The sequence below is a fragment of the Paenibacillus sp. 1_12 genome, from assembly GCF_900114475.1.
GTDB lineage: Bacteria > Bacillota > Bacilli > Paenibacillales > NBRC-103111 > Paenibacillus_S.
In genome coordinates, this window is record NZ_FOTE01000006.1 from 270,792 (window position 1) to 296,891 (window position 26,100).

Here is a 26,100-nt window from a genome sequence, read left to right on the forward strand (position 1 = left end):
TCCTAATTTCGATTCTGATTTTTGCATCCAAAAACCCTGGTAATCGAGAATATCTCATACCGTAATGCTTCTTCAATAACTTCTTCTAAAGCCATTGACTCAAATCCCGTTCACGCAAAAAAGTCAAGAAGGTAACTGCTGAAATTGGTAAAATTGTCGAGTTCAAGTAAATCGCGTGAAAACTGCGTGTAAAGCATACGCCTTCAATTTTCTTCACGACCAGCACACCCAGTGCCGCCTCATGCTTGAGTGAGGATTGGGACAATATGGAGATACCCAAGCCAGCTTCAACAGCCGATTTAACAGCCCCCGTACTACCAAGCTCCATAACAATTTTCATATCGCCCGGATCACAGCCTGCACGTGCAAGCTCTTCTTCCATGACCGTTCTCGTTCCCGACCCCTGCTCTCTTAATATAAAGGGATACTTCAGCATCTCTTCCAGCGTAACAATCGGCGAATCCGCTAAAGGATGATCCTTCGAAACAATCAGCATCAATTCATCATTCATCACAGCTTCTATATGCACATCGGGATGGTGGACTTCTGCTTCCACAATACCAAAATTCAGCTGGTGGTTGAGCACTTCTTCGAGAATTTGCCTCGTATTGATAACCTTCATACTGATCGAGATGTTTGGATATTCCTTTCCGAAAGGTCCAAGCAGACGAGGCAAAATATATTCCCCAACCGTCATACTTGCTCCCAGATGAAGTCTTCCCTCCAGCATATGCGTAAATTTGGACATGCTGATGTCTGTTTCTTTTATTAAATCAATACTCCGCTTGGCAAAGGGTATCAAGGTTCTGCCCGCATCTGAGAGTTCAATTTTTTTTGTTGAACGATGAAACAGCTTCGTACCAAAATAATCCTCTAACGACTGCACCTGCATCGTAACAGCAGGCTGGGTCATGTGAAGGGCTTGTGCCGCATAAGAGAAACTGCCTTTCTCTGCGACCGTATAGAAAATATGAAGTTGATGAAAATTAAGTGCCATGATCTGTGTACCTCCAACATGCATTGTAAACCTATTATAGCAAATAAAAAAAGAGCATGCTGCATCCTTGCAGAATACTCTTAGCAAATATGAATTATCGACGTTTCCGACTGTTTTTGATCAACGTCATCCGTCGCGAATGCCGCAGCCATGAGTAATAGGATTTCAAATCTCTGAGCTCAATCGTTTCGGACATGCGTCCAAGAAAAGTTACGACGACCATACGATGCAGCTTCGGAACGGAGCTTATAGGATTTTCCATTTCTGTGAATTCGGCGATCAACACCAAATCATCGTCCACAAGATACGCATCTTCGCCATTTTTGTAGTAAGACTTGATATGACCCTCTTTCAGTCGATCCCACAGGAAAGCGCAAATATCCTCAAAGCCCGTTTTTTCATGCTCGACACGGTCATTCCAACGGATTTGGGCATGATTCGTGATTACGATATCCGTTATGTTTTTGTTACCTAATGAAACAAAAATCGGTTCACAACCATTTGATCGTTCTATCGTTCTATCCCTCATAAATCACAACCCCCCACCTATGAAATTAGTACTTGAAACCTATGTACAAGGAGTATATATTTCCATATTACCTTAATTGAAAACGATTGCCAAATTAATTATTCTTTAGTTAATCCTTGTAAACTTGATACTTTATAAGAAAAGCTTCTTATCAAATCCTACTCGACGAAGGTACATTCGTGTTGTATCGGTAGCCTTTCTTAAAATATCAGAATGTTCAGCTTCGCTGAAAACTTATAAATTCTGATATTATAACAAAAAAAGCCTCTGGTATCAGAAGCTTTCCTTCTAAAGTGTATATAATGAACTAAATTATCCAATTATAGAAACACATTCTATACGCTCACAACGTATATAAGCTTGATTTATCAGCCCCGTTGTTACTATACTCGGTTTGAATTTCATTGCGGTAGGAACGTTCGACTTTTTTGACAAAAGCCAACTTTTGCAGCTGCTTCATCGTTTCCTCCAGCTTACTTGCATGGACATACATGGCTGCATAGTGTAATCTTTTAGAAATAAAATGCACACTTCCATAACGCTCCAAATGCTTATTCGCTGCTTTGAGGTCTGTCACCCAAACAATAAGACCGCTTCGATCGGTTAACATCAGCATTACCTTCTTTCTATAGAGTCAAATGAAAGGATGATTGACTTTGGACAACGGAGAAATGATTATTCACATATTGCGCGGAGCTCTTACAGAAAGCCGGCACATCGCTCATGTCGCTGTAATGGATATAAACCGCAAGCTGATCGCCTCCGCGGGAGATTCTTGTTATTATACGTTTGCACGTTCTACTGCCAAACTGCTCCAAGCTATTCCGCTGCTGGAGGCTGGTGGTGCTGAGCGCTTACATCTTGATGATAAACAAATCGCCTTGTTATGTGCTTCCCACAATGGCGAAGACGATCATGCCAGAATGGTTAATCATACTTTGCATCAGCTAGAACTTGATGAATCTGCATTGTGCTGCGGAGTTCACGAACCGTTTCATGAACCTACAGCAGAACGTTTAAAGCAATCTAACCAACCCATCTCTCCACTACGCAACAATTGCTCTGGAAAGCACACTGGCATGCTGGCATTAGCTCAAATACTTGAAGTGTCCACGCAATCCTATATAGAGATCACTCATCCCGTTCAGCAGCGTATGCTGCATATCATAGCGGACATGAGCAATATTTCGAGTGAGCAGATTACACTTGGTACAGACGGCTGTGGCGTCCCTGTATTTGCTATGCCTCTTGAGGCATTGGCATATGCTTATGCACAGCTCGGGAACCCTATAAATCTAAGTCCCTCCCGTGCAGAAGCCTGCAACCGTATCATCGGGGCCATATCCAGAGAACCCTATTATCTCGCGGGAAGTGATCGATTCGATACCCGACTGATCGAGGTAACTAAAGGACGTATCATCGGAAAAATGGGCGCAGAGGGCATATTCGCCCTCTGCATACCCGAGAAGAGCTGGGGAATTGCGCTTAAAATTGAAGATGGTGCCAAACGCGCACTATATCCAGCTGTCATGGAAACATTAATTCAATTAAAACTGCTTCAGGAACAAGAAATCGAAGCTTTACGTTCATTTCATCAACCCGATATCAGAAACTGTCACGATCAAATCGTAGGCAGCATCCAGCCGAATGCAATGCTGAAATGGCATTTTGATTAGGCTGTCAGTCCGAAATCATAAGTAGAGCAACCCTACTTCTTAAAACCACCTATTGGTTAGCTGCAGCCACCGCTGCAGCTTCCTCCTGTAGAGCAGCTGCCTGTTGAACAACTACCGCCGCTTGCAAGCGGGTCATTACTCGGTACTTTAATTGTATCCGATACACTATGTGCTATCGTTTGGGATACGGAATACAATAAATTATCGAGCTTCTCCTCAGCAAGCTTAAACCTTCTCACTGATTCCAGGCTGTCCAATTGATTCTGAATCTCCTGCACCTGTCCCAACGCGGCATGATAATCAGGGTGAAAATGCCCAAATCTCTGGCATTCCTCGAACAGCTCTTTCTTTTTGTCAAATTGGCGTACCAATCCGCTTACCTCTGTATCCTGATCTATCCGCTGCTTCCAATATAGAAACTCCGCCGTTTCAGCGGAACTTTTAATCATATCCCCCAAATCATACGCCTGCATGAGAATAGCAGACATGTCCAAGGTTTGCGCTTCTGTTACTGCCATAATCGCACCTGCCTTATCGAATGTTTATGATTGTTGTATTCTCTCCTATCATAACACACAAAAGGCCCTTATGCAGATCAATATTTCTCATATAATCCCGGCACAATTATCCGCATTTCTTCACAATCACCGAAAAACAGGTTAATTTCATTCCCATATGGTTCTTCAACACCTATTATCTGCAACGTTTCGTCTACTTCATGCAGCTTTCTTGGAAGGATGACTCGATCTATCCCATTACCACGGATTTGCAGTGTGGTTTTCCATTCCATCGCTTTCTCAATGATCTCTCTTCGGGTACTCAAATGATATGTTCGATAATCCTTCAACCATGCTGTCGGAACCGCACGGAGTTCAGGATACAGTTCTTCCAATGCGGGAAGCTGTCTTTCCATTTCCAAATGAATAAACAGATGGCGCGAATCTAAGAACCCTTTTCTTATGGCCATCTGCTGCTCTTCTTTCATCTCAGATACTACGACCCCCGTCGTTTCCATTATTATGGATTTGTCCCTCTGCTTGTCAAACATCTCAGCTTTATATCCAAACTCTCTGGCCCACTGCTCAATTGTAAACTGCACATGTTCAGGGATGCCATCAACTGAATGCTGTTTAAGAAACGCAAGTATTTGTTCAATACGGCGCCCCGTTTCGATACCACGCTGCAAGCTCTTCTTCGTTATTTGATAAAGGGACATTGAATCTGTATGTCGATGATCAGCCATCGCTGACAGCTCCCATCTCACAGCAAACCCAACGTCCGGCGGTACCAGCACTTCAAAGTCCGGCTGGATATATAGATATCCTTCCGAATCGTCATTGATCGCAACAGAGGCAAGAGGATGTTGACTCCAACGATAAAAATGAGCTTGTTCTTGCGAACTATACCTGCCCTTCTCCAACCAACCGAACGCCAGCAAAGGATGAATCCATTCTGCTTCCAATTTCTCTACCAGCTTTTCAGCATGTAGAAACGAGTTCTCTGATATAACTTCACAATTCCTGAGCCACCTTAACATATCATCTGTGCTAATCCATACCTCATTCGGTTGGCGTTCCAGTAAAAGGGCAATATGCTGCAGCCACGACTCTGCCGGGAACATCAACTGCTTCCACAATTGGTACAATCGTTTATTCTGCTCTGCTTCGCTTAGGGTCAGCCAGTGCCTGATCTCCTCAACTTGAAGCACAAGCTCCTCACTCTTCTCAAGGACGATTTCCAGTCTAATCATGAAATCCAGCACGACCGCTATCGATTCACTGTACACATCCATATAAGCATACTTAATTCCGCATGCTTGGAACGTATCATCATTTAGGGGTAACCCCTCTTTCCACTTGTGCAAAGCTCTTTTTGTCAAAGCTCCACTTTTGGTCAGCTTCATTTCATTTTGACTCATATACACCAGTGATTGAAATATGATATGGGCAAGCCCCGTTCCTCCTTGATTCGTCAGAACGATTTCTCTTTGTCTTCTTTCTTGCTCAGCTGCGGGCACAGTCCCCTTTTCATTAACTGCTTGCGTTTCACCATTCCAGAATAGTTTCTCATACTCTTGAGACCACACAATCTGCTGCCACATTGCAAGCCCATCATGTGCCATCACATACAACTGCTCTCCCCACGATTTACGCAATGCAAACAAAAGACCCTTTTTAACAAGCAGCATCAGTCCAACCCGAGCTTCAGCTCCTGAAATCAACGACTGTGTATGCTTTTCAAGTTTAGGCCAATCAAAGGGCTCGCAGCCTATGTGAGTGATGAGCAGCAGCAGCAGGCGGCGCTCTCTACCAGACAATTGTGCATAGATCGACTTCATTATTTCGTTATGGTTCCATATGTATACAAGCTGTTTCCCCTGCTGAATCCATGGTGCATAAATACGTTCTGACTCCAGCTTTTGAATAAAACCTTGCTCCATACGACTCAGGAAGTAGGCATGGTTCATAATGGTGTTGCCTCTGACTTGACAGGTAGCCATGGTTGAATCCGGTAACGATATCCCTGCTCAACCAAAAACAACTGGCGGTTTAGCGCATAATCCTGCTCTTTGGTATTATCTGAAACAATTGAGTAAAAGAAAGCCTCGTTCCGATTTGCTTTGGGACGTAAAATCCGGCCAAGCCGCTGTGCTTCCTCCTGCCGCGAGCCAAAGCTGCCCGAAATTTGAATCGCTACCGCTGCATCCGGCAGATCTACCGCAAAGTTAGCCACTTTGGACACAATGAGCACCCTAATTTCTCCGGTTCGGAACTTTTGAAACAACTCCTCGCGTCTTTCATGAGAAATTTCACCATAAATCATGGGTGCCTGTACTACTTGTGCTATTTGCTTGAGCTGTTCGATATATTGCCCAATAATAAGAACCTGTTCAGTTGAATGCCTTTTTAACAGTTCATTAATCACGTCAAGCTTAGTGCTGTTCATACTGGACAATCTCATTTGCTGCCTCGGTCCCGAGACATCATACCGTTCCCTCTCACCCTTAGAGAGCTCGACCCGGATTTCGGAACAATTTACAGACGCTATCCAGCCTTTGCCCTCCAGCTCCTTCCATGGCATGTCGTATCGTTTGGGGCCAACAAGAGAGAATACGTCCTCTTCCCTGCCATCTTCACGAATTAGGGTAGCTGTCAGCCCAAGCCTTCTCGTTGCTTGAATATTTGCAGTAACGCGAAAGACCGGTGCCGGCAGCAAATGTACTTCATCGTAAACGATCAAACCCCAATCACGTTTATTGAAGAGATCCATATGCACAAACAAGTCATCCTTTGACTTCCGGTAAGTCAGGATTTGATAAGTAGCAATTGTAATCGGTCGGACCTGCTTAACCAAGCCGCTGTATTCCCCAACCATATCCTCTGTCACATTCGTTTTATCAAGGATTTCTCGCTTCCACTGCTTCACGGATGTACTATTCGTTGTGAGTATCAAGGTGGCACAATTCAGCTTACCCATTGCCGCAATACCTATGAGAGTTTTCCCCGCTCCGCAGGGGAGCACCAGAACGCCGCTGCCACCAAGTGTACTACCGTCCTGATAAAAGGAATCGACTGCAACCTGCTGATAATCCCGCAGCTCAAAAGACTCACCCTGTCGGGTGGAATGTTTTAAACTAATTGGCAGTTCTTCTCCACGACTATAACCAGCCAAGTCCTGCACGGGATAACCCAGCTTAATCAGCTCCTGTTTGAGAACACCCCGATATGTTGATGAGAAGCGCAGTGTTCGCGAATCGATTTGACACAGACCATAAGAACGAAGCGATCTGTAAGACACCATCTCTTTAATAGCTTCCACATCATCAGAAATAAGTAGAAGATCCTCACCCAAGCTTTCAATTCTTATTAACCCATAACGTTCAACGAACCTTCGAATATCTTGTTTAACATGCAGTGAAACTCCGAATTTGGCGTGCATCTCCAGAAAATCGATAATTTCTGAGGTAGTCATCCCTGCTGCTGCTGCATTCCATAGAGATAGCGCAGACATGCGATAGGTGTGTATAGGACCTGGGGTTTTCACCAGATCGGCAAATCGGATCAACACAATTCGAACCTGCTCCGAGTCAGGATGACGCGCCTCCAGAAGAACCGTAAAATCGTTTTGCACGACAAGCGGCTTTTTCGAATCTATCTTCATGTGTTCCCTCCTCATGGCTTTCCGTAGGTAAACCTGCTTCGCAAGCATCTATCATCTATATAAGAACTAAACATCATGACAATCCTGCTCCAAAGCCGAACAGTTCATTCTCCAGAAGGGTTTGTTATCTCCGCTCGGGCTCTGTGCTACTTTTGTTCATCTTCTCTAGTATGAAAAAAAAGATAACAAAATAAACATCTTTTCTCTTTACAAGCAATTTCTTTAAGCTCTACAATGAGGAACGAAACAGAATTAGATACATTATGAACTACATAGGGGGACTCATGGGAAAACTATCAGGCCTACTGGCCATCATTTTCACCTTCATTTTCATCACTGGGTGTCAGCAGCAAGCAGCCTCCTCCAAGCTGAATCGTCAGCAAGTCAAAATAGAACGCGTAGTCGATGGCGATACATTGGAGATTCAACTCAACGGCAAAAAAGAAAAGGTAAGGCTGATTGGTATCGACACACCCGAGACGAAAAAACCGAATACTCCGGTCATGTTTTACGGGGAAGAAGCCTCGGACTATACCAAAAAGCGCCTTGATAAAAAAACAGTAGAGTTGGAATGGGATGTGGACCGAAAGGATCAGTACGATCGTCTGCTCGCCTATGTGTGGGTAGATGACGAGTTGTTCAACCGTACCTTAGTAAGCGAAGGTTATGCGCGAATGGCGACTTTTCCACCCAATGTGAAGTATGTGGATTTGTTCAAAAAGGCTCAGGAGGAAGCGCGTCAAAAGCAAAAAGGGATATGGAAAAATTACAACGCCGCATTTGAAAAAAGGTGACCAGTAGGGAGTAATCCCACCGGTCACCTTTTTGTTATCGAAAAGTATAGATTGTAGATTAATGTGTACCTTTAACGTCCAACTGCAATTCCTTGGTTTCCTTAACCAAAGTAGAACTTTTAATGCGTTCTTGCAGTTTTTCATAATACAGGTCTTCATTAATTGGAAGATCTACCCAATTATCAGTCCATGACGACAAATGCATCGCATTGGAAAGCGTCAAGCCTTTAATGCCCTCTTCGCCAGGAGCCAACAGCTTGGTTCCTTTTAAGATATGGTCAACAAAGTTTTGTGTAATGCCTTTGTGCTGCGGTCCTGGAGCACCGATAACAGGAACTTCACATTTCCAGCACTCAGGAGCACCGAAGCCACCTTTAAACTCACGGTTAAAGTCAGGCTCGGATTGACGCAGGCGCCAGAAGGTCAGCTTATCGTCTTCGATCACGATTTTACCATTGTCTCCGCTCACTTCGTAACGATTCGTTCCAGGTGCTTCACCTGTTGTTGTCACGAACAGCCCCGTAGCACCATTCTCATATTCCACGTACGCCGTTACATCATCTTCAACCTCAATGTTACGGTATTTACCAAAGCCGCAAAATGCTCTAACACGCTTAGGCATCATATCTACAGTCCACTGCCACAAATCCAGTTGATGCGGATCCTGATTGATCAGTACGCCGCCACCTTCTCCAGCCCAAGTTGCACGCCAGCCGCCTGAATCATAATAGCTTTGGGAACGATACCAATTCGTAATAATCCAGTTAGTACGGCGAATTTCACCCAGTTCACCAGAAGTAATTAAATCTCTCAGCTTTTGATAGAGAGGATTGGTACGCTGGTTGAACATAATACCAAATGCTTTATCGGATTTAGCAGCAGCCTCATTCATTTCACGAACCTGCTTCGTGTAAACGCCAGCCGGTTTTTCAACAAGAACGTGGTAACCGTGAGCAAGTGTTTGAATTGCAGATGTTGGATGGTCATAGTGTGGAGTTGCTACTATTACAGCATCGAATGCTTTGGATGCGAAAAAAGCCTCCGCGTTATCGAACAATTGAATATTTGCGTTGCCATGATGGGTTCTAACCCATTCGAGTCGGGTTGGGTCTGTATCCACAATGGCGGTCAACTCGGCGCCATTCACTTCGCCCTTGGTCAAGTAGTCGATATGACTTTTTCCCATGTTGCCTACACCGATAATACCGATGCGTACTTTATCCATTCGTATTTCCCTGCCTCTCATTTAAATTAAAAAATATAATTGTAAGCATTTTCTTGTACTCATTTATTATACATTGCACACGTTAACATTACAACAAAAAAAACGTCCCCTCGATACAATCAAGGGAACATTGATATTACAAAAAACTGGGATAATAGATTGATTGAGTTATATCTTCACTTTTTCTTTTTCAGAAATCTGATTTAAAGCTTCGCCAGCTTCATCAGCGAATTTGTCCCTGACAGCAAGGTCGCCAATGGATACGATACCGACCAGCTTTCCGTTATCTACAACCGGCAACCGTCGAATTTGCTGTTTGGCCATCAGCTTAGCAGCCTCGTCGATTGTCGTTTGGGGAGTTGCGCTTGTAATTTGCGTACTGCTCATCACATTTTCTACTGCTGCTGAGCCTTCTTTTTTCTCAGCCAAGCCGCGAATGACAATATCCCGGTCGGTAATTACTCCAACTAGCTTCGTTCCATCAACTACGGGTATGAATCCAGTGTCTTCCTGCTTCATTTTAACAGCAACCTCATATACGTTATCCTTTAGTGTAACCGTTGCAAATTGCTTTGTCATGATGTCTTTTATTTGCGATGCGCCCATGTGAATTTCCTCCCGGAGTATAGTCTGACGCAAGCCGGTTTTTATAATAAAATAAAGAAGACCGTGCTTTCGCCGCAGACATAGATTTCCCCGAACGGTCGATTCCCATTCGATTAACCTCTATCCATGCTGACAGTCCATAACCATCGCAATGAATAATCGAGCTGCGTCTCTCATTGCGCTTTCATCAATATCGAATTTGGGGTGATGATGCGGATGAACGATTCCTTGATCCGGATTGCCTGCACCCACGAACATAAAACAGCCTTTACGTTCATGCAGGTAATAAGCAAAATCTTCACCAGCCATAATAAGCGGTGAGGGTTTCACTGGCATTACGCTTGCTCCGGCTCGAAAGAATCTCTCGGCCTCACCAGCATCATTAATAACAGGCGGATAACCCATTTTATAGTCAAAGCTGTAATCCGCTCCGTACATTTCACACGTTTGACTGACGATTTTCTCCATCCTTTGCTTGACATCCAAGCGCAGTTCAGGATCATAGGTTCTGACTGTGCCATTTAAGGCTGCCGTCTCTGCAATAACATTAAAGCTGCTTCCGCTATGAAAAGAGCCTACAGACACAACACAGGGCTCGGTTGGACTGACGCTCCGACTAACGATGGTTTGCAGATTAACGACGACCTGCGAAGCGATAACGATACTATCGATCGTTTGATGGGGAAGCCCTCCATGTCCACCCTTACCTTTTACAACGATTTCAAACTCGTCTGCCGCGGCCATCATAGGACCCGCTTTGGAATATGCACTGCCTATAGGAAATGGTGTCCACAAGTGAATTCCGTATACATAATCGACTCCATCCAGCGCGCCTTCTTTTATCATACTGATTGCACCGCCGGGGCTCTGTTCTTCCGCATGCTGAAATATGAAAACAACATCACCTTTAAGAGCTTCTTGATGATCAGACATTACCTTGGCCACACCCAACAATGTCGAAGTATGGGCGTCATGTCCACATGCATGCATAATTCCTTTATTTTTTGATGCATATTCACAGGTTTTCTCATCCTGAATGGGCAGAGCGTCCATATCCGCACGCAAGGCCACTGTAGGACCATTCCCATTTCCCTTTAATCGGGCAACAACCCCATGTCCACCGACACCTGTGCGGACATCCAGCCCCCACTGTTCCAAGTGCTGTGCTACAAAGGCCGCTGTCTTCCGCTCATGGTAGGACAACTCCGGATGCTGATGTAAATAACGCCGCCAGTTGATCATCTGGGGAATAAGCAAATCAATGGCTTGCAATAAGGATTCCATCATCTGATACCTCCGGTTTGTTAGGATGTTCCCATTTTAACAAAAAAAACGGCTGCTTTCATCTGTGTGTCACAAGAATTTCAAATTTTATTGTCATGAAACCTTCACAAGATGCAATAGGCTTGCACAAGTTTGGGAAACATACTATCATGAATAAAGGATTATAGAGATCGTTTTTCTGCGAAAAACTTTTAGGAGGACTTTACAATGATTATTGAAAAAAACGGTTTATTAGGACTTAAAAGCGATTTGGCACATTTAGATGATGTTTCATCAAAATTGGGTTTTGTTCGTTGGCAGTGGGAATATACACGCGCTACTTATGATTTGAAGCTCGTTGACAAAACAGATCAAAGCGAATATTTTTTGCGAATCAATACACGCACAGAATCCGGTAAGCTCGAATCACCATATGCCATTCTTTACATAGAGCATATCTATATTGGAAGAGCAACATTTCCTCATGGACTGGACTATCAATCACCAGTACCAGATTCCATCATGAAGATCGCAACACAAAAGCTTACTCAGCTAAAAACCGAATTGTCCTTGTAATGGGCAGGGACTCATGACTTCCCAGCGAAGAGGAACGCCGGATTTTTTGCTGCTTTTTTTAGCTTTTTCCTTAGTAAGCTTCGGATTAGCCATGGTTTTTAGTGCCAGCATGGCCTACTCGCGTTATGATTCCGTTACGGCTACTATGCTCAATGACCCGTCGTATTTGGCGATCCGCCAGGCAGCCGCGATTGCATTGGGCACGGTAGCCATGTTTTTTTGTATGAACATCAATTATAACGTTTTGAAAAAATGGATTGGACCTGCTTTCATCATTGTCGTTATCTTGCTGGTGCTGGTCCCCATATTCGGCAATAAAGTTAACGGTGCCAGAAGCTGGTTCGTGATCGCAGGGTTCGGTTTGCAGCCCGCCGAATTTGCCAAGCTTGGAGTTATCCTTTACCTCGCAGCTTTAATTAGCAAAAAAGAAGAAAAGTTTCGAAGCTTTAAGCAAGGCTTACTGCCAGCGCTAACGATTGTTGCTTTTATATCATTCTTAATCCTTATGCAGCCCGACCGCGGCTCTACCATGATTCTTGTCCTCTGTGCCGCCATCGTGATTATTGCTGGAGGCGCCAATTTAAAGCATATTTTCTTGCTCGGCACGGCAGGTGCCTTTGTGATGTTGATCGGGGTCTCGATTTATTTAATTAAATCCAAATTAAGCGGTCAAAACTATATTATGGACAGGTTCACCTCTTTCATGGACCCCTTTGCAGATCCATTGAACACAGGCTATCAGGTTGTTCAATCTTTGTATGCCTTCGGTCACGGCGGCATCTCTGGTGCAGGCTTCGGGCAAGGCATTCAGAAGCTGCACTATCTTCCTGAAGCCCACAACGATTTTATTTTCTCTATTATTGGTGAAGAGCTCGGCTTTATTGGCAGCTCCCTGTTTATTCTTATCTATTTGGCCTTTCTATGGAGGGGCCTGGTCATAGCTATTCGCAGTAACGAAATGTTTGGAACCTTGGCAGGGGTAGGCATTATTGGCATGATCGCCATACAAGCACTTATCAACCTGGGTGGAGTTACCGGGAGCATTCCTCTTACTGGTGTTACTTTGCCTTTAATCAGCTATGGAGGCTCATCCATGCTTGTTACCCTCATCAGCCTCGGCATTCTGCTTAGTATATCCCGAGAATACAATAAGCCGGAAAAGGAAACAAAAAAGAGAGCCTAAAGTAGTGCAAGGGCTCTCTTTTTGTGCGGCTTCTATGCCATTCGAGTCATCGATTTAATTACTTCACTCGGTTTGCTTCTTCCACATGTACCTCTTCCTCGCGGAAAGCAACCCCTTCAACCTTCACATTAACTTCGACAACGGATAAGCCGGTCATGTTTTCTACAGCATCACGAACGTTTTGCTGCAGCTCACTACATACCTCTTGGATCTTGGAGCCATAATTCACAATTACACGCAAGTCTATGGCAGCCTCTACTTGACCCACTTCGACCGAGACACCTCTTTGTACATTTTTACCACTCAGTCTTTTAGCTAACCCTTCAGAAATGCCTCCCGACATCGCAGCGATCCCGGAAGTTTCCAACGCAGCTAAGCCTGCGATTGTTGAAACAACATCATCTGAAATGCGGATAATACCAGTTTGTATTTCTTCGGACATATGGATCACACTCCTTAGTGGGTTCTAATCATATTGTAATGACTTCCCATAGGGAAAGCAACTTATTTGGACAAAGTTCGGCTTAATTTGCACTTTCCTTTACAAGTTTCTGCTTGTTTATCGAATCCCTCAAAATGGGTATAGAAGAATAGGTTTTATGATTTACTGGTATACTTTAGTTAAGGGGGGGATTGGCGTGAAGCGTCATTTTTTTACTATTGGACTGATCGCAAGCTTTGTGTTAAGCGCAGCGGCTCATTATTCAGGGATTTTCCCTTCTACCGTAGAGCTTGTACTTTCCTGTATCGCCATAATTTTTGTTGCTGGATTCCTTGGAAAAGCTACAGAAAGCGTGGCTCACTATGCAGGAGAACGGGTGGGTGGATTTTTAAATGCTACTTTTGGAAACGCAGCCGAACTGATCATTGCCTTTTTTCTGGTTAAAGAAGGTAAATTCGAAATTGTCAAAGCAAGCATTACCGGCTCTATCATTGGCAATTTGCTGCTTGTTCTTGGTCTCAGTCTGTTGATTGGAGGATTGAAATATAAGGAGCAAAACTTCAATATCAAGCTGGCGAGCCATAATGGTTCCTTAATGCTGCTGGCCGTGATCGCCCTGTTCGTTCCTGCAGCCTTTGCAAGCTCACTGACAACCCTTCACATTTCCACCCTCAGCATCACAGTCGCAGCCGTATTGATTGTTGCTTACTTGCTTTGGCTATATTTTTCGATGGTTACCCACAAGAATGAGCTTGCAGATGAAGCCGCAGAGCATGGTGAGCCTGCCTGGTCAAAAGGATTATCGATCTTCTTCCTGGTTTTGGCTACGGCAATGGTTGCCGTTCAGAGTGAGTGGCTTGTTGGAACCTTGGAGGTATTCACACATCAATTCGGATTGTCAGAACTGTTCGTCGGTGCCTTCGTCATTGCGATTATAGGTAACGCAGCCGAGCATAGCGCAGCAATCATGCTGGCTCGCAAGAACAAGATTGGGGCAGCTGTAGAAATCGCAGTGGGCAGCTCGTTGCAAATTTCCTTGTTTGTAGCGCCTGTGCTTGTGCTCATTTCCTTATTCTTCGGTAAAACGATGGATATCGTATTCACTACCTTTGAACTCGTTGCGATTGGTGTAGCCGCGATTATCGCCAAATCCATTTCACAGGACGGATCAACCAACTGGTATGAAGGCGTGCTTCTATTAGTCGTTTATTGTATACTTGGCATCGCGTTTTACCTCGTGTAAAGATACATATAGCGTTCTATAAAAAAAGAGTAACCTTCTGTAGAGAAGGCTACTCTTTTTTACTTAATGCTTCGTATAGTTCGGCCAAATTTCTCTCCAGCTTAACTAAGATTTGCTTTCCTGTTATTTCTGAAATCAATTCGGCACGAGTGGCAAAGTCAATTTCCCTTGACAACCCATACATCTGTGTATCTAACACCTCTTCATACAAAGGACATTTGCGTGTTGTCAAATTCTCCATTTGTACTTCGATGAGCTTTTCGATTTTATCAGCATCCTCTTGAAGAAGAAGAAGTGCTTTCTGTGATAGGCTGAGTAACAAATCGGATGATGACATCGAGCTTCCCCCCTGAACGAACTTCATAGCTTAATATTAGTCGAAAATGTCCCAATACACAAGAGAGTCGTCCATCATCTTCTCTGATATTCATTAATAAGTGAGCATTTAAAAGAAAAAAGCAGTTCCACCCTCGGATGGAAGTGCTTTTCACCTATTATTCTTGGATACTGTTAATTTGCAAGTTATGCTTAGCAAACACTTCTGCCATTGCTTTCTTAGCATCTTCCGCGTCAGGACCGTGCACATGCAGATCATAATTACTGCTTGTCAGCAAAGTTGTGAACAAACCCAGAATACTTTTGACATCAATGTACTTGTTCTCATACTGCAAAACAATGGAAGATCTAAATTTGTTAGCGGTTTGAGAAATTTCAACGATTGCTGCGTTATTGGCACTTGACATTTTGAATCCCTCCATATGGATCAGCGACATCAAAACAATTAAATAAATCGCTTTCTTTCTTTGATTTTACCTTGGAAATCAGCAAATCGCAACTACTATTTCAAATGCTCCGGATTTAACCCTTCCAACTCCTGGATCACAAAACGTCCATTCTTACGGATCAGCACATCGTCAAAATAAATTTCACCGCCGCCATATTCAGGACGTTGAATCAATACAAGATCCCAATGAACCGAAGAACGATTCCCATTGTCTGCCTGCTCGTAAGCCTGGCCCGGGGTAAAATGCAGGCTCCCGTCAATCTTTTCATCAAATAGTGTATCTTTCATTGGCGTTAGTATATGGGGATTGAAGCCCAAACTGAATTCTCCGATATAACGGGCCCCTTCGTCCGTGTCCAATATCTGATTTAAACGGTCGGTTTGGTTACTGGTGGCCTCGACAATCTTACCATTTTCAAAACGAAAAGCAATTTGTTCAAAAGTAATTCCCGACTTTACACTTGGGGTGTTGTATGTGATCGTGCCGTTAACTGAATCGCGAATAGGCGCCGTATATACTTCACCATCTGGAATGTTCCGTCTGCCGCAGCATTTGACCGAGCCAATCCCCTTAATCGAAAACTGAATGTCCGTACCGGGAGCTACAATGCGTACACGATCCGTCCGGTTCATAAGTGCCTGCAGCGGGTCCATGGCCTTGGACATTTGTGCATAATCCAGATTGCATACATCAAAATAAAAATTTTCAAATTTGGCTGTGCTCATTCCAGCAAGTTGCGCCATAGAGGCATTCGGATAGCGCAGGACAACCCAACGTGTCTTCTTGACTCGCTGCTCCAAATGTATTGGCTTACGATAATAGAGGTCATACAGCTTCATCTGCTCCTCAGGCACATCCGACATCTCGCTTACATTAGAGCCTGCTCGAATCGCCACATAACAGCTCATATCCTGCATACGTTTTAGATCCATCTCCGCCCAATGCTCAATCTGTTCACGGGTTATCGATCGCAGCATTGCACTTTGCACAACAGGATCGATCATTTCAACATACGGAAGCCCACCGCGGGCATATACCTCTTCCACCAGACAGCTAACGATTTCCCTCTCCGAACCGATCATTTCGATCAGTACCTTTTCCCCTGGTTGAACATCCAGTGAATATGTAATGAGGTTTCGAGCCAACAATTCCAAACGCGGATCACGCATACCTATCATCTCCTTTTTAAATGTAAACAAAAAATGAACATCCTTAAGTTTGCTCCACTCTGCTAAGCTTTTTCCTGAAGATATGACCGACTAGAAGCAGGATCACAAAGATGCCCAGCATAAGCAACAGACGTTTTTTATTATGTTGAAAATGCAGCAAATCATGCCCTATAAACGATTCCAGTAAAATCATCGGGAGTTTACCGACAATCGTTCCCAGTACAAAATCCATTGTTTTCACACGCATAACCGCAGCACCCAAATTAATGCCGAACGATGGTATAACCGGAATGATCCGGCTGATCGCGATATATACAAAACCGTGATGCTCGATCTGCTTGTTAAACTTTTGAATATAAGCATTGTTAGCCAACTTCTTTTCAACCCAACTCCGACCATAATTACGAGCTAGCCAAAATTCAGTAATAGCTCCAAGAACAGCCATTACATAATTAACGGCAAAACCAAACCATAATCCAAATACGAGTACATTCACCCCTGCAACTACGACAAAAGGCATAAAGGGAACGACCGGTTGGACAAAAGCAAGCAGTGCTCCCAGAAAATGTCCCCAGAGCCCCCACGTTTCTAGCAGGTTGGATAAATGCTGGACATTCCATTTTCCCAATGCAATCCCTCCTGTGAGAATAGTGTAACATTTTATTGGATCAAAATAAATCTGCTGACCACTTGACACAGGGGGGTATCGTCTTATAAAATTAGAAGTCGAGAACGTACTCAGCCCAAATTTTATTTAGGTTAGTCGTTTATGGTGGAAGACGTGTGTTCACCCTCACCGATTTTGTTGCTAGCAGGACAGCGGCTGTGACTCCTGACAGATGCCGAGCGATACTAATCGTATATGGCTTCAAACAAAATTGGGCACATGCTTCACCCGAAGAAAACATAATAAAACAAATTAAATCCATTAATGGAACGAAGGAGCTCGTTATACATGTCACGCTACACAGGCCCTAAATTTAAATTAAGCCGTCGTCTGGGTATTTCCCTAAGCGGTTCCGGTAAAGAATTGAAACGTCCTTTCCCTCCAGGTCAACATGGTCCAGGACAACGCAAAAAATTGAGCGGTTATGGTATTCAGCTTCAAGAGAAGCAAAAATTGCGCCACATGTATGGTATGAATGAGAAGCAATTCCGTAACTTGTTCGACAAAGCAAGCAAACAACAAGGTATCTCCGGTGAAAACTTCATGATCTTGTTGGAAAGCCGTTTGGACAACCTTGTTTACCGTTTGGGCTTTGCTCACTCCCGTGCTGGAGCGCGTCAATTAGTCGCTCATGGTCACATTACAGTTAACGGTAAAAAAGTAGACATCGCTTCTTACACTTTAAGCATTGGTGATGTTGTAAGTCTTCGCGAAAGAAGCCGTAACATTGCTTCCGTTAAAGAAGCTTTGGCTAACCGCAACTACTTGCCTGCTTATGTTGAATATAACGAAGCTGCTCAAGAAGGTAAATTTACTCGTTTACCAGATCGCTCTGAGCTTCCACAAGAAATTGACGAGAAGCAAATCGTCGAGTTCTACAGCCGTTAATTCTTTATTTCAATTAGATACAAAAAACTGGATGCCTCAGCATCCAGTTTTTTTTGTGCATCCTGCTTGTTCGATTAACATCTAATCTGTTCAAGCAATTTGCTATTCAAGAATGGCTTGATTTCAAACCCAGTATCAGCCCAGCTTGATTTTGGCAAATTTGCGCTTGCCCACCTGAATAATATCGTCTTCCTGCAATGTAAGATTGGTATTCAGGTCCTCGATCTTGTGCTCGTTGATTTTCACTCCGCCCTGCTGTACGCTGCGACGTGCTTCACTGTTAGAAGTCGATAATCCCAGTGTGACCAGCAGCTTTACGATACCGATTTTCCCATCCTCCAGAGCATCTGCAGCTATCACAAATTCCTCAATATCATCTGGGAGTGCGCGTTGTTGAAATACGGTAACGAAGTGCTGTTGTGCATCATTCGCGGCCTGCTCTCCGTGGTACATACTTACGAAGGTTCTCGCCAGCTGCATCTTAGCATCACGAGGGTGAACCGTACCGTCCAACAATCCGTCTTGAAGCAGTTTCAGATCTTCATTACTCATGCTGGTTGCCAGCTCATAATATTTAGGCATCAGCTCATCAGGGATCGACATCGCTTTACCGTATATTTGATTAGGTTCCTCATCAATTCCGATGTAATTCCCAAGACTCTTGCTCATTTTGTTAATACCATCTAGTCCCTCTAGCAAAGGTGTCATGATAGTTACTTGAGAGGCAACGCCATATTCCTTCTGCAGCGTACGTCCCATCAACAAATTAAATTTCTGATCCGTTCCTCCAAGCTCTACATCACTTTTCAAAGCAACGGAATCGTAGCCCTGCATGAGGGGGTAGAAAAACTCATGCACATGGATAGGTTGACCGGATGTATAACGTTTGGAAAAATCGTCCCGTTCCATCATGCGCGCTACCGTAACTTTGGCAGACAGCTGAACGACATCAACAAAGGTCAAAGGTCCAAGCCACTCGGAATTGTAGTAAAGCTGAGTTTTATCGGCATCCAAAATTTTATAAATTTGCTTCTGATAGGTTTCGGCGTTGCGCTTGACATCCTCTTCAGTCAATTGCTTCCGTGTCTCCGATTTACCCGTAGGGTCGCCAATACGCCCTGTGAAGTCGCCAATAATCAATTGCACCTGATGGCCCAACTGCTGGAATTGCCGAAGCTTATGCAAAACCACCGTATGACCAATGTGAATATCGGGAGCAGACGGATCTAAGCCCAGCTTCACCTTCAATGGCTTGCCTGTTACAACAGAACCTATAATTTTTTGTTTAAGCTCATCCTCCGGCACAATTTCGACCACACCGCGACGAATCCACGATAGCTGTCTCTCCACTTCCTGCTGCTGCTCTGTTGTTAACTCTTCCCATTTTGCCATAATCTGCTGCCTCCTCATTGATATGCAAGAATACAAAAAAAGCCCTCTCATCCACAAGGGACGAGAAGGCTATTGCTCGCGGTACCACCCTAATTAAAGCAGGATAAAGTCTGTAATAAACGCAGCTTTACCAAAGCTTTCACTCGACAACGATAACGGGTCTAACCCGACAGAAAGCTACTGACATTGAGAATGGCTCTAATCTGAGCATTCCATGCGTTCCCTTTCCCTGCTCCGGACGGTAATTCGAATAAGATCAAGTATCGGTTCGCACCACCCACCGACTCTCTGCCAAGCATTGTACCCTATTCTACTGTTGAATCAGCTCTATGAAAGGAGCCAATACGTAAGTCCATCAATGCATTTTTCATATACAGTTACATGATTTATATCACAACCTTATCGCGTTGTCAAACATCATTTCGAAGTAATTGTCGAACACTAGTGTCCATCGTGAGTTCCTTTGTGGTATAATAAACCACGTATGTCGTTCCAAAATCGGGAGGAATTGTTATCGGTATGGAGATGGAAATGGAGAAAAAGAAACTTACAGCATGGCATGTAATATGGAGTATTGTCAAATATACGCTTATCAGCATCAAGTGGATACTAATCATTTGCGTAATTGCCGGATTTTTGGGAGGCGGCGCGGCATTTGGTTATATCTCCGCACTCGTCAAAGATGAACCTATTCGGAGTAAAGAATCAATGACCGCGCAGGTACAGGAAAATGCACTTTCAGGCTTTGTTTATTTCAATGATGGTTCCATTATCGGACAGCTGCGTGGGGAAGAAGATCGGCTTATGGCCAAACTCGAAGACATTCCTCCACAAGTTATTGATGCCGTCTTTGCCATTGAAGACAAAAATTTCTACGAGCACTACGGAATTGACTTTAAAGGAACCGCAAGAGCTATTTATCAAAAGCTGATGAGGCAAGATGTTCAAACAGGAGGCAGTACGATAACACAGCAGCTCGCACGGCGTGTGTTTTTGACGTTAGACCGCGAGGATAGCCGAAAAGCCAAAGAAATCTTTTTGGCCATGCGGATGGAGCGTCTGATGTCCAAAGATGAAATCCTGCTCGCCTACTTGAATAAAATCCCGTATGGAAACGGTTCGTCCGGTTACAATGCTTATGGGATTAAAGCCGCAGCTAAAGGAATTTTCAATATCAGCGATCTGAAGGAACTCAACATTGCCCAAGCCGCTTATTTAGCCGGTGTCCCTCAGCTTCCCAGCAATTATTCTGCATTTTCGAGTAAAGGACAATTTGACGGGGCTGCATTCAAACGCGCCACTGTGAGACAACAACTTGTGCTCAGGCGGATGCTGGAAGAAAATAAGATCAATCAGCAGCAATATCAGGAAGCATTGGATTTTGACCTGCAAGGCTCTTTGGCAGAGCCGGTTAAAAAAGCATACTCCACCTATCCATATCTGATGATTGAAATGGAAAAGGCGGCAGCTAAAGCGATCCTGTCTGTACAGAATCCGAAGCTGAGTGCACAGCCTGATTCCGATGCTTACAATGAAGCTTTGAGAAATACCCAGTCCCAGTTAGGTCGGGCAGGCTACAAGATTTATACGACACTCGACAAAGACATTTACGAGTCTATGCGCGATATTGCAGAGAATCCAGACAATTTCACTCCGAAAGACCCTGTTAAGGGTACTGAGCAAATCGGGGCCGTTATGATGGATTCCAAAAGCGGAGCCATTCTTGGAATGATGGAAGGCCGCGACTTCTTCGAAGAGCAGATGAATCACGCTACACAGGCTTACCGTCAACCAGGCTCGGCAATGAAGCCAATTGCTGCTTTCATTCCGGCAATGGAGAAAGGCGCCTTACAGCCAGGATCGATTATTGACGATGTCCCTCTTCTCTTAAAAGACCGAGGCAGCTATCACATACCTGAGAATTGGGATAACCAGTTCCATGGTTTAATTACTGCACGCAGAGCCTTTAATCAATCCTACAATATACCTGCTATCAAGGTATTTTTGGATATTGTCGGAATAGAAAATGCCTGGGATTTAGCCAAAAAAATGGGCATTACATCCATTGCTAAAGAAGATTACTCAGCACAAACCGGAGTTATTGGCGGGATGCGCAATGGGGTTTCAGTCAAGGAATTGACGAACGCATACAACACGATCTCCAATAAGGGTGTTCATAATGAAGCGTTCATGATACAACAAATAACCGATTCTAATGGTAAGGTTATTTATGAGCATCAGGCAAAGCCAACAGCTTTATTCTCCGAACAAACCGCCTATCTAATGACAGATATGATGCGAACGGTTGTGACGGCGGGTACAGCTACAGATTTGATGAGCAAATTTAAGCAATATGGGAAAATTGCCATTGTTGGTAAAACGGGCTCCACTCAGGACGATGCAGATGCTTGGTTTATGGGCTATACGCCAGATATTACATTAGGGGTCTGGGCCGGATATGATTCTCCTGTTCACAAATTAAGTACCCGTACAGGGGGGACCTCGCGTGCCAAAAACATCTGGGCGTTAGTCATGAATGATGCGATAAGTAAAAAACCTGAATATTTTCCGACTAAGACATTCAAACGACCGGACAATATAGTGGAAATGACGGTTTCCGGTTATTCAGGAAAGATTCCCAGTGAAGCTTCATCCAAGTCAGGGAAGCTAGTCACGGATTTATTCAACAGGAAGTACATCCCTACTACTGAGGACAATGTATTTTTAAATTTATCCATCATCCCATTTAATGGAATTAACTACATTGCACAGGAGTCAACGCCAGCCGAATTCGTGAAAGAGAAAACGGTGATTAAACGCGAAAAATCGGTTAGTGGAATTTTAAAACAAATTCAAGAAATCATGGAAAAGGTCTCGCCAGATCGCCGTCATTCCATAGATCATTATCGTCCTATAGATTATGATGATGATGCTCCTACCGAGATTGATCCGCGAGTTGATGATGGCAAGCCACCTGTATCACCGATTACGGTTGTTGCAACTCGCAGTGGCGATACAAGCGTTATTACATTTCAAGCTAGCAGTAGTCCAGATACAATTGGCTATCGTCTGTACCGTTCTCTTAATCGGGGGCCATTCGAGCGTCTAAGTGGAAAAATTACTTTTGCAGGCGAAGAAACCAAATTTACGGATCAGGCTGCAGGTAATGGTGTGTTCGGATATTATGTAACCGCTGTGGATGTAGCAGGAAAAGAATCAACACCCAGCAAGGCTTCCTTTACAGATGGTTCTATAATCGATACATTGATGCTTGTACCGAATGAGACAGGCGCAATGTTGCCTCCTCCTTTGACTGGCAGTCCTACAGGAGGAAACACAGGCACTAATGGAACTGGAGGCACAGGTACACCAGGAACAGGTACCAATAATGGCTCTGCACCAGGGACGAATACGGGAGCGACTCCTAATACTAATACACCGAGTCAGGGAGACTCTTCATCTTCGCCAGGTCCGGCAGTTACTGTACCTGAGACACCAACAGGAATGGCAATCAAAACTGTCGAAGCCGGATTAACCATAAGCTGGAAAGCCAACCCAGCCAAAGACAAGGTTAAGCAGTACACCATTTTTTACAGTGACAAAGAAACAGGTACTTTCAACAAGCTTGGTACTATCACCAGCGGTACGGAATTCCGATATTATGCAGCAGTTTATGATGGCTTCTATAAGATAACGGCTACTAACGAATTAGGTGAATCTAAGCAGTCAGCTGCAGTCAGATTTAAAAAATAATGATAAGAATAAACACCCTCTCGTGATCGATGTTCATCTGGATGAACGTTTGATCATGAGAGGGTGTTTTATTGTAAACTGCACTGCAGCAGCCAATTATGTTTAATCTTCTATCGTTGATAAGTCTCCAGTAGGCAGATTGAGTTCCCAAGCTTTGAGTACACGACGCATGATTTTTCCGCTGCGTGTTTTGGGAAGCTTATCTTTAAACTCAATTTCGCGAGGCGCTGCATGAGCAGACAGCCCTTCTTTTACGAACTTGGAAATTTCCGCTTTTAATTCATCGGAGGCCGTATAACCTTCACGTAATGCAATGAAAGCTTTAATAATCTCGCCGCGCATCGGATCAGGCTTACCTATCACTCCTGCTTCAGCGACAGCCGGATGCTCAACCAGCTTGCTTTCCACTTCGAACGGACCTACCCGCTCCCCCGCGGTATTAATTACATCATCCACTCGACCTTGAAACCAAAAGTATCCATCTTCATCATAATAAGCCGAATCACCTGAAATATACCAACCTGGGATTCGGAAGTATTCTTCAAATTTGGCCGGGTTGTTCCAGATCTTACGCATCATCGAAGGCCAAGGCGTCTTAATTGCCAAATTACCCATCCTGTATGGAGGAAGTATATTTCCGGAATCATCGACAATCGATGCTTCTACACCAGGAAGCGGCTTGCCCATAGAACCTGGACGTATGGCCATGCACGGGTAATTGCAAATTAATTGTCCACCGGTCTCTGTCATCCACCATGTATCGTGAATACGTTGGTTGTAAACCTTTAACCCCCATCGAACCACTTCAGGATTTAACGGCTCTCCTACGCTAAGTACATGTCGAAGCTTAGATAAATCAAAGCTTGTGGAAACTTCATCCCCAGCTCCCATCAGCATTCTAAAGGCCGTCGGAGCACTGTACCAAACCGTTACACCGTATTTTTCCAATGTACGATACCAGTCCTGGGGACTGAAACGACCGCCGCGAATAACATTAGTAGCTCCGTTCAACCAAGGTCCAAATATACCATAAGAGGTACCCGTTACCCAGCCTGGATCAGCAGTACACCAATATACATCTGTTTCCTGCAAATCTAGCACTACACGACCAGTATAATAATGCTGCAGCATTGCATTATGCGCATGAAATACACCTTTGGGCTTGCCTGTAGAGCCTGAAGTGTAATGAATCAATAAACCATCCTCGCGGTCTACCCACTCGATATCCAACTGATCAGAAGCTTGTGCCATTTCCTTATGGAAATCCACTTGTCCCTCGGATAACTCAAGATTGTCTCCAACAATAATAATATGCTTTAAATCCGGCAGCTCAGCTACAGGAATTCTCGATACAAGCTGAGGTGTTGTCACAATAGCAATCGCACTGCTATCCTGAAGCCGATCTCTTACTGCGGTTTCCATAAAGGCTTCAAACAGAGGTCCCACCACTGTACCTACCTTGATCGCGCCAAGTAAAGCAAAATAAAGCTCAGGTGTGCGCGGCATGAAAATAAATACACGTTCTCCCTTGGCTATGCCCAATTTACGAAGCACGTTACCAAACCGATTGGATTGCTCTTTCATCTGTTGGTATGTGTAGGATACTTCACGCTTGTCATCGCTGTAATGAAGAGCAATTTTATTCTTTCTGGAAGACTCGGCGTGTTTGTCAATGGCCTCATATGCGGCATTTACATTTCCAGTTGTCGACCACGAAAACTGTTGTTCAATCTGTTCCCAGCTGAAATTCGCACGTTCTTGCTCATAATTTTTCATATTCGAAGATGTGGAAACGGCTTCAATACTCTCAATATTCGTATGATCCATAGCAAGTGCCTCCTGAATTTTAACAATTGATCTCGATAAAACGCTTACAAGCCCTTTATCGAACCTTAAACAAACCGATAGCATTAATACAATGGCTATTATACCATATCCCGTTTTATCCGACTAACTCTTCTTGCACATTAATTTTGGATATCCTTCTCGAACCTTTTATGCTGAACCAGACGACTTCCAAGAAGTTAGCGCACATGCTATAATCTGCGATATGGTACCCTATGAATCTCGCTTTATCCTCTGAAAGGAGAAGAACGGCATGCAGCATATAAAAATATACCATTCGCAGCTTGTTTCAAGCAGCAATTCTTCTTCAATTGTTGTTGAAGGCCCTGTTCCACCTGAACAATTAGCTCAATACCGGATGCATCCCGATCTGGATGCGTTTCGGCGCCCTCCTGAGCAGTTCATTGCTCTGGTTGAAATCGCTGAGCTTCCAGAAGGCCGAATCATCGTATCCAGGATTGAAGATCTGATCATTGGTTATGTAACCTTTCATTATGCAGACGAAATGGAACGCTGGTCGCAAGGTCATATGGAGGATTTAGTAGAATTGGGAGCTATCGAGGTCGCGGATGATTATCGCGGGCTTGGACTCGGAAAACGTATGATCCGTCTTGCCTTCGAGGATGGGCAGCTGGAAAATGTCATTACGTTTACTACTGAATATTATTGGCACTGGGACTTGGAAAAAAGCGGGTTGAATGTGTGGGATTACCGTAAAATGATGGAAAAGCTGATGCAGAGTGTAAATATGGTCTGGTTTGCAACAGATGATCCAGAAATATGCTCACACCCCGCAAACTGTTTGATGGTCCGAGTAGGTAAACTGGTGCCTCTAGCATCTGTCGAGCAGTTCGATCGTGTCCGATTTCAACAACGTTTTATGTACTGATTGTATCCATACCCGGG

Annotated in this window: 24 protein-coding genes; 8 read left to right on the forward strand and 16 right to left on the reverse strand. The window is 44.1% G+C overall.

Annotated elements, in window-relative coordinates:
• Positions 1 to 85 precede the first annotated feature (85 nt).
• The 3 genes from BM210_RS15925 to BM210_RS15935 form a co-directional block, all read right to left on the reverse strand.
• Positions 86 to 997, reverse strand: a complete 912-nt coding sequence (locus BM210_RS15925) for a selenium metabolism-associated LysR family transcriptional regulator (protein ID WP_091169978.1) — start codon at positions 995 to 997, stop codon at positions 86 to 88.
• Between the two features lie 94 nt (positions 998 to 1,091).
• On the reverse strand, positions 1,092 to 1,526 hold the full coding sequence (locus BM210_RS15930) for a hypothetical protein (protein ID WP_091169981.1): 435 nt from the start codon (positions 1,524 to 1,526) through the stop codon (positions 1,092 to 1,094).
• A 343-nt stretch (positions 1,527 to 1,869) separates the two neighbouring features.
• Positions 1,870 to 2,136, reverse strand: a complete 267-nt coding sequence (locus BM210_RS15935) for a YlbG family protein (protein ID WP_091169984.1) — start codon at positions 2,134 to 2,136, stop codon at positions 1,870 to 1,872.
• A gap of 46 nt (positions 2,137 to 2,182) precedes the next feature.
• Between BM210_RS15935 and BM210_RS15940 the strand changes: the two genes are divergently transcribed.
• The gene (locus BM210_RS15940) at positions 2,183 to 3,202 is read left to right on the forward strand and encodes an asparaginase (RefSeq protein ID WP_256223657.1); all 1,020 of its coding nucleotides are present in this window, start codon (positions 2,183 to 2,185) and stop codon (positions 3,200 to 3,202) included.
• A 56-nt stretch (positions 3,203 to 3,258) separates the two neighbouring features.
• Here the strand turns inward: BM210_RS15940 and BM210_RS15945 are convergent, their stop codons facing one another.
• The 3 genes from BM210_RS15945 to BM210_RS15955 all read right to left on the reverse strand — a co-directional run bounded on the left by BM210_RS15945 (position 3,259) and on the right by BM210_RS15955 (position 7,363).
• Entirely contained in the window at positions 3,259 to 3,720 is a 462-nt protein-coding gene (locus tag BM210_RS15945) for a YlbF/YmcA family competence regulator (protein ID WP_091169986.1), read from the reverse strand.
• Between the two features lie 77 nt (positions 3,721 to 3,797).
• Positions 3,798 to 5,702: a helicase-associated domain-containing protein gene (locus tag BM210_RS15950; RefSeq protein WP_091169988.1), complete on the reverse strand. Its 1,905-nt coding sequence runs from the start codon at positions 5,700 to 5,702 to the stop codon at positions 3,798 to 3,800.
• The gene (locus BM210_RS15955; RefSeq protein ID WP_091169991.1) at positions 5,666 to 7,363 is read right to left on the reverse strand and encodes a DNA repair helicase XPB; all 1,698 of its coding nucleotides are present in this window, start codon (positions 7,361 to 7,363) and stop codon (positions 5,666 to 5,668) included. Before BM210_RS15955 ends, BM210_RS15950 begins: the two co-directional genes overlap by 37 nt.
• A gap of 284 nt (positions 7,364 to 7,647) precedes the next feature.
• Here BM210_RS15955 and BM210_RS15960 point away from each other — a divergent pair, with 284 nt between their 5' ends.
• Complete coding sequence (locus BM210_RS15960) at positions 7,648 to 8,157, forward strand: thermonuclease family protein (protein WP_256223658.1); 510 nt, start codon at positions 7,648 to 7,650, stop codon at positions 8,155 to 8,157.
• A gap of 58 nt (positions 8,158 to 8,215) precedes the next feature.
• Here the strand turns inward: BM210_RS15960 and BM210_RS15965 are convergent, their stop codons facing one another.
• The 3 genes from BM210_RS15965 to BM210_RS15975 form a co-directional block, all read right to left on the reverse strand.
• Positions 8,216 to 9,382, reverse strand: coding sequence for a Gfo/Idh/MocA family protein (locus tag BM210_RS15965; protein ID WP_091169997.1), 1,167 nt, complete (start codon positions 9,380 to 9,382; stop codon positions 8,216 to 8,218).
• A 168-nt stretch (positions 9,383 to 9,550) separates the two neighbouring features.
• Positions 9,551 to 9,988, reverse strand: a complete 438-nt coding sequence (locus BM210_RS15970) for a CBS domain-containing protein (protein WP_091169999.1) — start codon at positions 9,986 to 9,988, stop codon at positions 9,551 to 9,553.
• Between the two features lie 120 nt (positions 9,989 to 10,108).
• Positions 10,109 to 11,272, reverse strand: coding sequence for an amidohydrolase (locus tag BM210_RS15975; protein WP_091170303.1), 1,164 nt, complete (start codon positions 11,270 to 11,272; stop codon positions 10,109 to 10,111).
• Between the two features lie 207 nt (positions 11,273 to 11,479).
• Between BM210_RS15975 and BM210_RS15980 the strand changes: the two genes are divergently transcribed.
• Both BM210_RS15980 and ftsW read left to right on the forward strand, forming a co-directional pair.
• The gene (locus BM210_RS15980) at positions 11,480 to 11,827 is read left to right on the forward strand and encodes a YugN family protein (protein ID WP_076236003.1); all 348 of its coding nucleotides are present in this window, start codon (positions 11,480 to 11,482) and stop codon (positions 11,825 to 11,827) included.
• A 13-nt stretch (positions 11,828 to 11,840) separates the two neighbouring features.
• On the forward strand, positions 11,841 to 13,010 hold the full coding sequence (gene ftsW / locus BM210_RS15985; protein WP_091170001.1) for a putative lipid II flippase FtsW: 1,170 nt from the start codon (positions 11,841 to 11,843) through the stop codon (positions 13,008 to 13,010).
• A gap of 58 nt (positions 13,011 to 13,068) precedes the next feature.
• On the opposite strand, the gene BM210_RS15990 is transcribed toward ftsW, so the two are convergent.
• A complete protein-coding gene (locus BM210_RS15990) occupies positions 13,069 to 13,452 on the reverse strand; it encodes an Asp23/Gls24 family envelope stress response protein (RefSeq protein ID WP_091170003.1) in 384 nt (127 codons plus the stop codon).
• A 157-nt stretch (positions 13,453 to 13,609) separates the two neighbouring features.
• On the opposite strand from BM210_RS15990, the gene cax reads away from it, so the two are divergent.
• Entirely contained in the window at positions 13,610 to 14,695 is a 1,086-nt protein-coding gene (gene cax / locus BM210_RS15995) for a calcium/proton exchanger (RefSeq protein WP_091170007.1), read from the forward strand.
• Positions 14,696 to 14,744: 49 nt separating this feature from the next.
• On the opposite strand, the gene BM210_RS16000 is transcribed toward cax, so the two are convergent.
• The 4 genes from BM210_RS16000 to BM210_RS16015 form a co-directional block, all read right to left on the reverse strand.
• A complete protein-coding gene (locus BM210_RS16000) occupies positions 14,745 to 15,032 on the reverse strand; it encodes an Fpa/YlaN family protein (RefSeq protein WP_091170010.1) in 288 nt (95 codons plus the stop codon).
• 157 nt (positions 15,033 to 15,189) lie between these two features.
• Positions 15,190 to 15,438, reverse strand: a complete 249-nt coding sequence (locus BM210_RS16005) for an HPr family phosphocarrier protein (RefSeq protein WP_091170013.1) — start codon at positions 15,436 to 15,438, stop codon at positions 15,190 to 15,192.
• A gap of 95 nt (positions 15,439 to 15,533) precedes the next feature.
• Positions 15,534 to 16,649 (reverse strand): aminopeptidase, encoded by a 1,116-nt coding sequence (locus BM210_RS16010; protein ID WP_091170017.1) that lies wholly within the window; start codon positions 16,647 to 16,649, stop codon positions 15,534 to 15,536.
• Positions 16,650 to 16,692: 43 nt separating this feature from the next.
• Positions 16,693 to 17,277, reverse strand: coding sequence for a TVP38/TMEM64 family protein (locus BM210_RS16015; RefSeq protein WP_091170020.1), 585 nt, complete (start codon positions 17,275 to 17,277; stop codon positions 16,693 to 16,695).
• Positions 17,278 to 17,604: 327 nt separating this feature from the next.
• Between BM210_RS16015 and rpsD the strand changes: the two genes are divergently transcribed.
• Positions 17,605 to 18,204 (forward strand): 30S ribosomal protein S4, encoded by a 600-nt coding sequence (gene rpsD / locus BM210_RS16020; protein WP_076236022.1) that lies wholly within the window; start codon positions 17,605 to 17,607, stop codon positions 18,202 to 18,204.
• 135 nt (positions 18,205 to 18,339) lie between these two features.
• Here the strand turns inward: rpsD and tyrS are convergent, their stop codons facing one another.
• The gene (gene tyrS, locus BM210_RS16025; RefSeq protein WP_091170022.1) at positions 18,340 to 19,596 is read right to left on the reverse strand and encodes a tyrosine--tRNA ligase; all 1,257 of its coding nucleotides are present in this window, start codon (positions 19,594 to 19,596) and stop codon (positions 18,340 to 18,342) included.
• 519 nt (positions 19,597 to 20,115) lie between these two features.
• Between tyrS and BM210_RS16030 the strand changes: the two genes are divergently transcribed.
• The gene (locus BM210_RS16030; protein WP_091170025.1) at positions 20,116 to 23,349 is read left to right on the forward strand and encodes a transglycosylase domain-containing protein; all 3,234 of its coding nucleotides are present in this window, start codon (positions 20,116 to 20,118) and stop codon (positions 23,347 to 23,349) included.
• Between the two features lie 102 nt (positions 23,350 to 23,451).
• On the opposite strand, the gene acsA is transcribed toward BM210_RS16030, so the two are convergent.
• Positions 23,452 to 25,176 (reverse strand): acetate--CoA ligase, encoded by a 1,725-nt coding sequence (acsA, locus tag BM210_RS16035; protein ID WP_091170027.1) that lies wholly within the window; start codon positions 25,174 to 25,176, stop codon positions 23,452 to 23,454.
• A gap of 271 nt (positions 25,177 to 25,447) precedes the next feature.
• Between acsA and BM210_RS16040 the strand changes: the two genes are divergently transcribed.
• Positions 25,448 to 26,083, forward strand: a complete 636-nt coding sequence (locus BM210_RS16040; RefSeq protein ID WP_091170030.1) for a GNAT family N-acetyltransferase — start codon at positions 25,448 to 25,450, stop codon at positions 26,081 to 26,083.
• The last annotated feature ends 17 nt before the right edge of the window (positions 26,084 to 26,100 follow it).

Excerpts from the sequence above, each read along its gene's own strand:
- BM210_RS16000 (WP_091170010.1), bottom strand. The coding sequence starts at position 15,032 with ATGTCATCATCCGATTTGTTACTCAGCCTATCACAGAAAGCACTTCTT.
- ftsW (WP_091170001.1), top strand. The coding sequence starts at position 11,841 with ATGACTTCCCAGCGAAGAGGAACGCCGGATTTTTTGCTGCTTTTTTTA.
- BM210_RS16010 (WP_091170017.1), bottom strand. The coding sequence starts at position 16,649 with ATGCGTGATCCGCGTTTGGAATTGTTGGCTCGAAACCTCATTACATAT.
- BM210_RS15950 (WP_091169988.1), bottom strand. The coding sequence starts at position 5,702 with ATGGCTACCTGTCAAGTCAGAGGCAACACCATTATGAACCATGCCTAC.
- rpsD (WP_076236022.1), top strand. The coding sequence starts at position 17,605 with ATGTCACGCTACACAGGCCCTAAATTTAAATTAAGCCGTCGTCTGGGT.
- BM210_RS15925 (WP_091169978.1), bottom strand. The coding sequence starts at position 997 with ATGGCACTTAATTTTCATCAACTTCATATTTTCTATACGGTCGCAGAG.
- BM210_RS15975 (WP_091170303.1), bottom strand. The coding sequence starts at position 11,272 with ATGGAATCCTTATTGCAAGCCATTGATTTGCTTATTCCCCAGATGATC.
- BM210_RS16030 (WP_091170025.1), top strand. The coding sequence starts at position 20,116 with ATGGAGATGGAAATGGAGAAAAAGAAACTTACAGCATGGCATGTAATA.
- BM210_RS15945 (WP_091169986.1), bottom strand. The coding sequence starts at position 3,720 with ATGGCAGTAACAGAAGCGCAAACCTTGGACATGTCTGCTATTCTCATG.
- BM210_RS15930 (WP_091169981.1), bottom strand. The coding sequence starts at position 1,526 with ATGAGGGATAGAACGATAGAACGATCAAATGGTTGTGAACCGATTTTT.
- BM210_RS15935 (WP_091169984.1), bottom strand. The coding sequence starts at position 2,136 with ATGTTAACCGATCGAAGCGGTCTTATTGTTTGGGTGACAGACCTCAAA.
- BM210_RS15960 (WP_256223658.1), top strand. The coding sequence starts at position 7,648 with ATGGGAAAACTATCAGGCCTACTGGCCATCATTTTCACCTTCATTTTC.
- BM210_RS16040 (WP_091170030.1), top strand. The coding sequence starts at position 25,448 with ATGCAGCATATAAAAATATACCATTCGCAGCTTGTTTCAAGCAGCAAT.
- cax (WP_091170007.1), top strand. The coding sequence starts at position 13,610 with ATGATTTACTGGTATACTTTAGTTAAGGGGGGGATTGGCGTGAAGCGT.
- BM210_RS15980 (WP_076236003.1), top strand. The coding sequence starts at position 11,480 with ATGATTATTGAAAAAAACGGTTTATTAGGACTTAAAAGCGATTTGGCA.
- acsA (WP_091170027.1), bottom strand. The coding sequence starts at position 25,176 with ATGGATCATACGAATATTGAGAGTATTGAAGCCGTTTCCACATCTTCG.
- BM210_RS15955 (WP_091169991.1), bottom strand. The coding sequence starts at position 7,363 with ATGAAGATAGATTCGAAAAAGCCGCTTGTCGTGCAAAACGATTTTACG.
- BM210_RS15990 (WP_091170003.1), bottom strand. The coding sequence starts at position 13,452 with ATGTCCGAAGAAATACAAACTGGTATTATCCGCATTTCAGATGATGTT.
- BM210_RS15965 (WP_091169997.1), bottom strand. The coding sequence starts at position 9,382 with ATGGATAAAGTACGCATCGGTATTATCGGTGTAGGCAACATGGGAAAA.
- BM210_RS16005 (WP_091170013.1), bottom strand. The coding sequence starts at position 15,438 with ATGTCAAGTGCCAATAACGCAGCAATCGTTGAAATTTCTCAAACCGCT.
- tyrS (WP_091170022.1), bottom strand. The coding sequence starts at position 19,596 with ATGGCAAAATGGGAAGAGTTAACAACAGAGCAGCAGCAGGAAGTGGAG.
- BM210_RS15970 (WP_091169999.1), bottom strand. The coding sequence starts at position 9,988 with ATGGGCGCATCGCAAATAAAAGACATCATGACAAAGCAATTTGCAACG.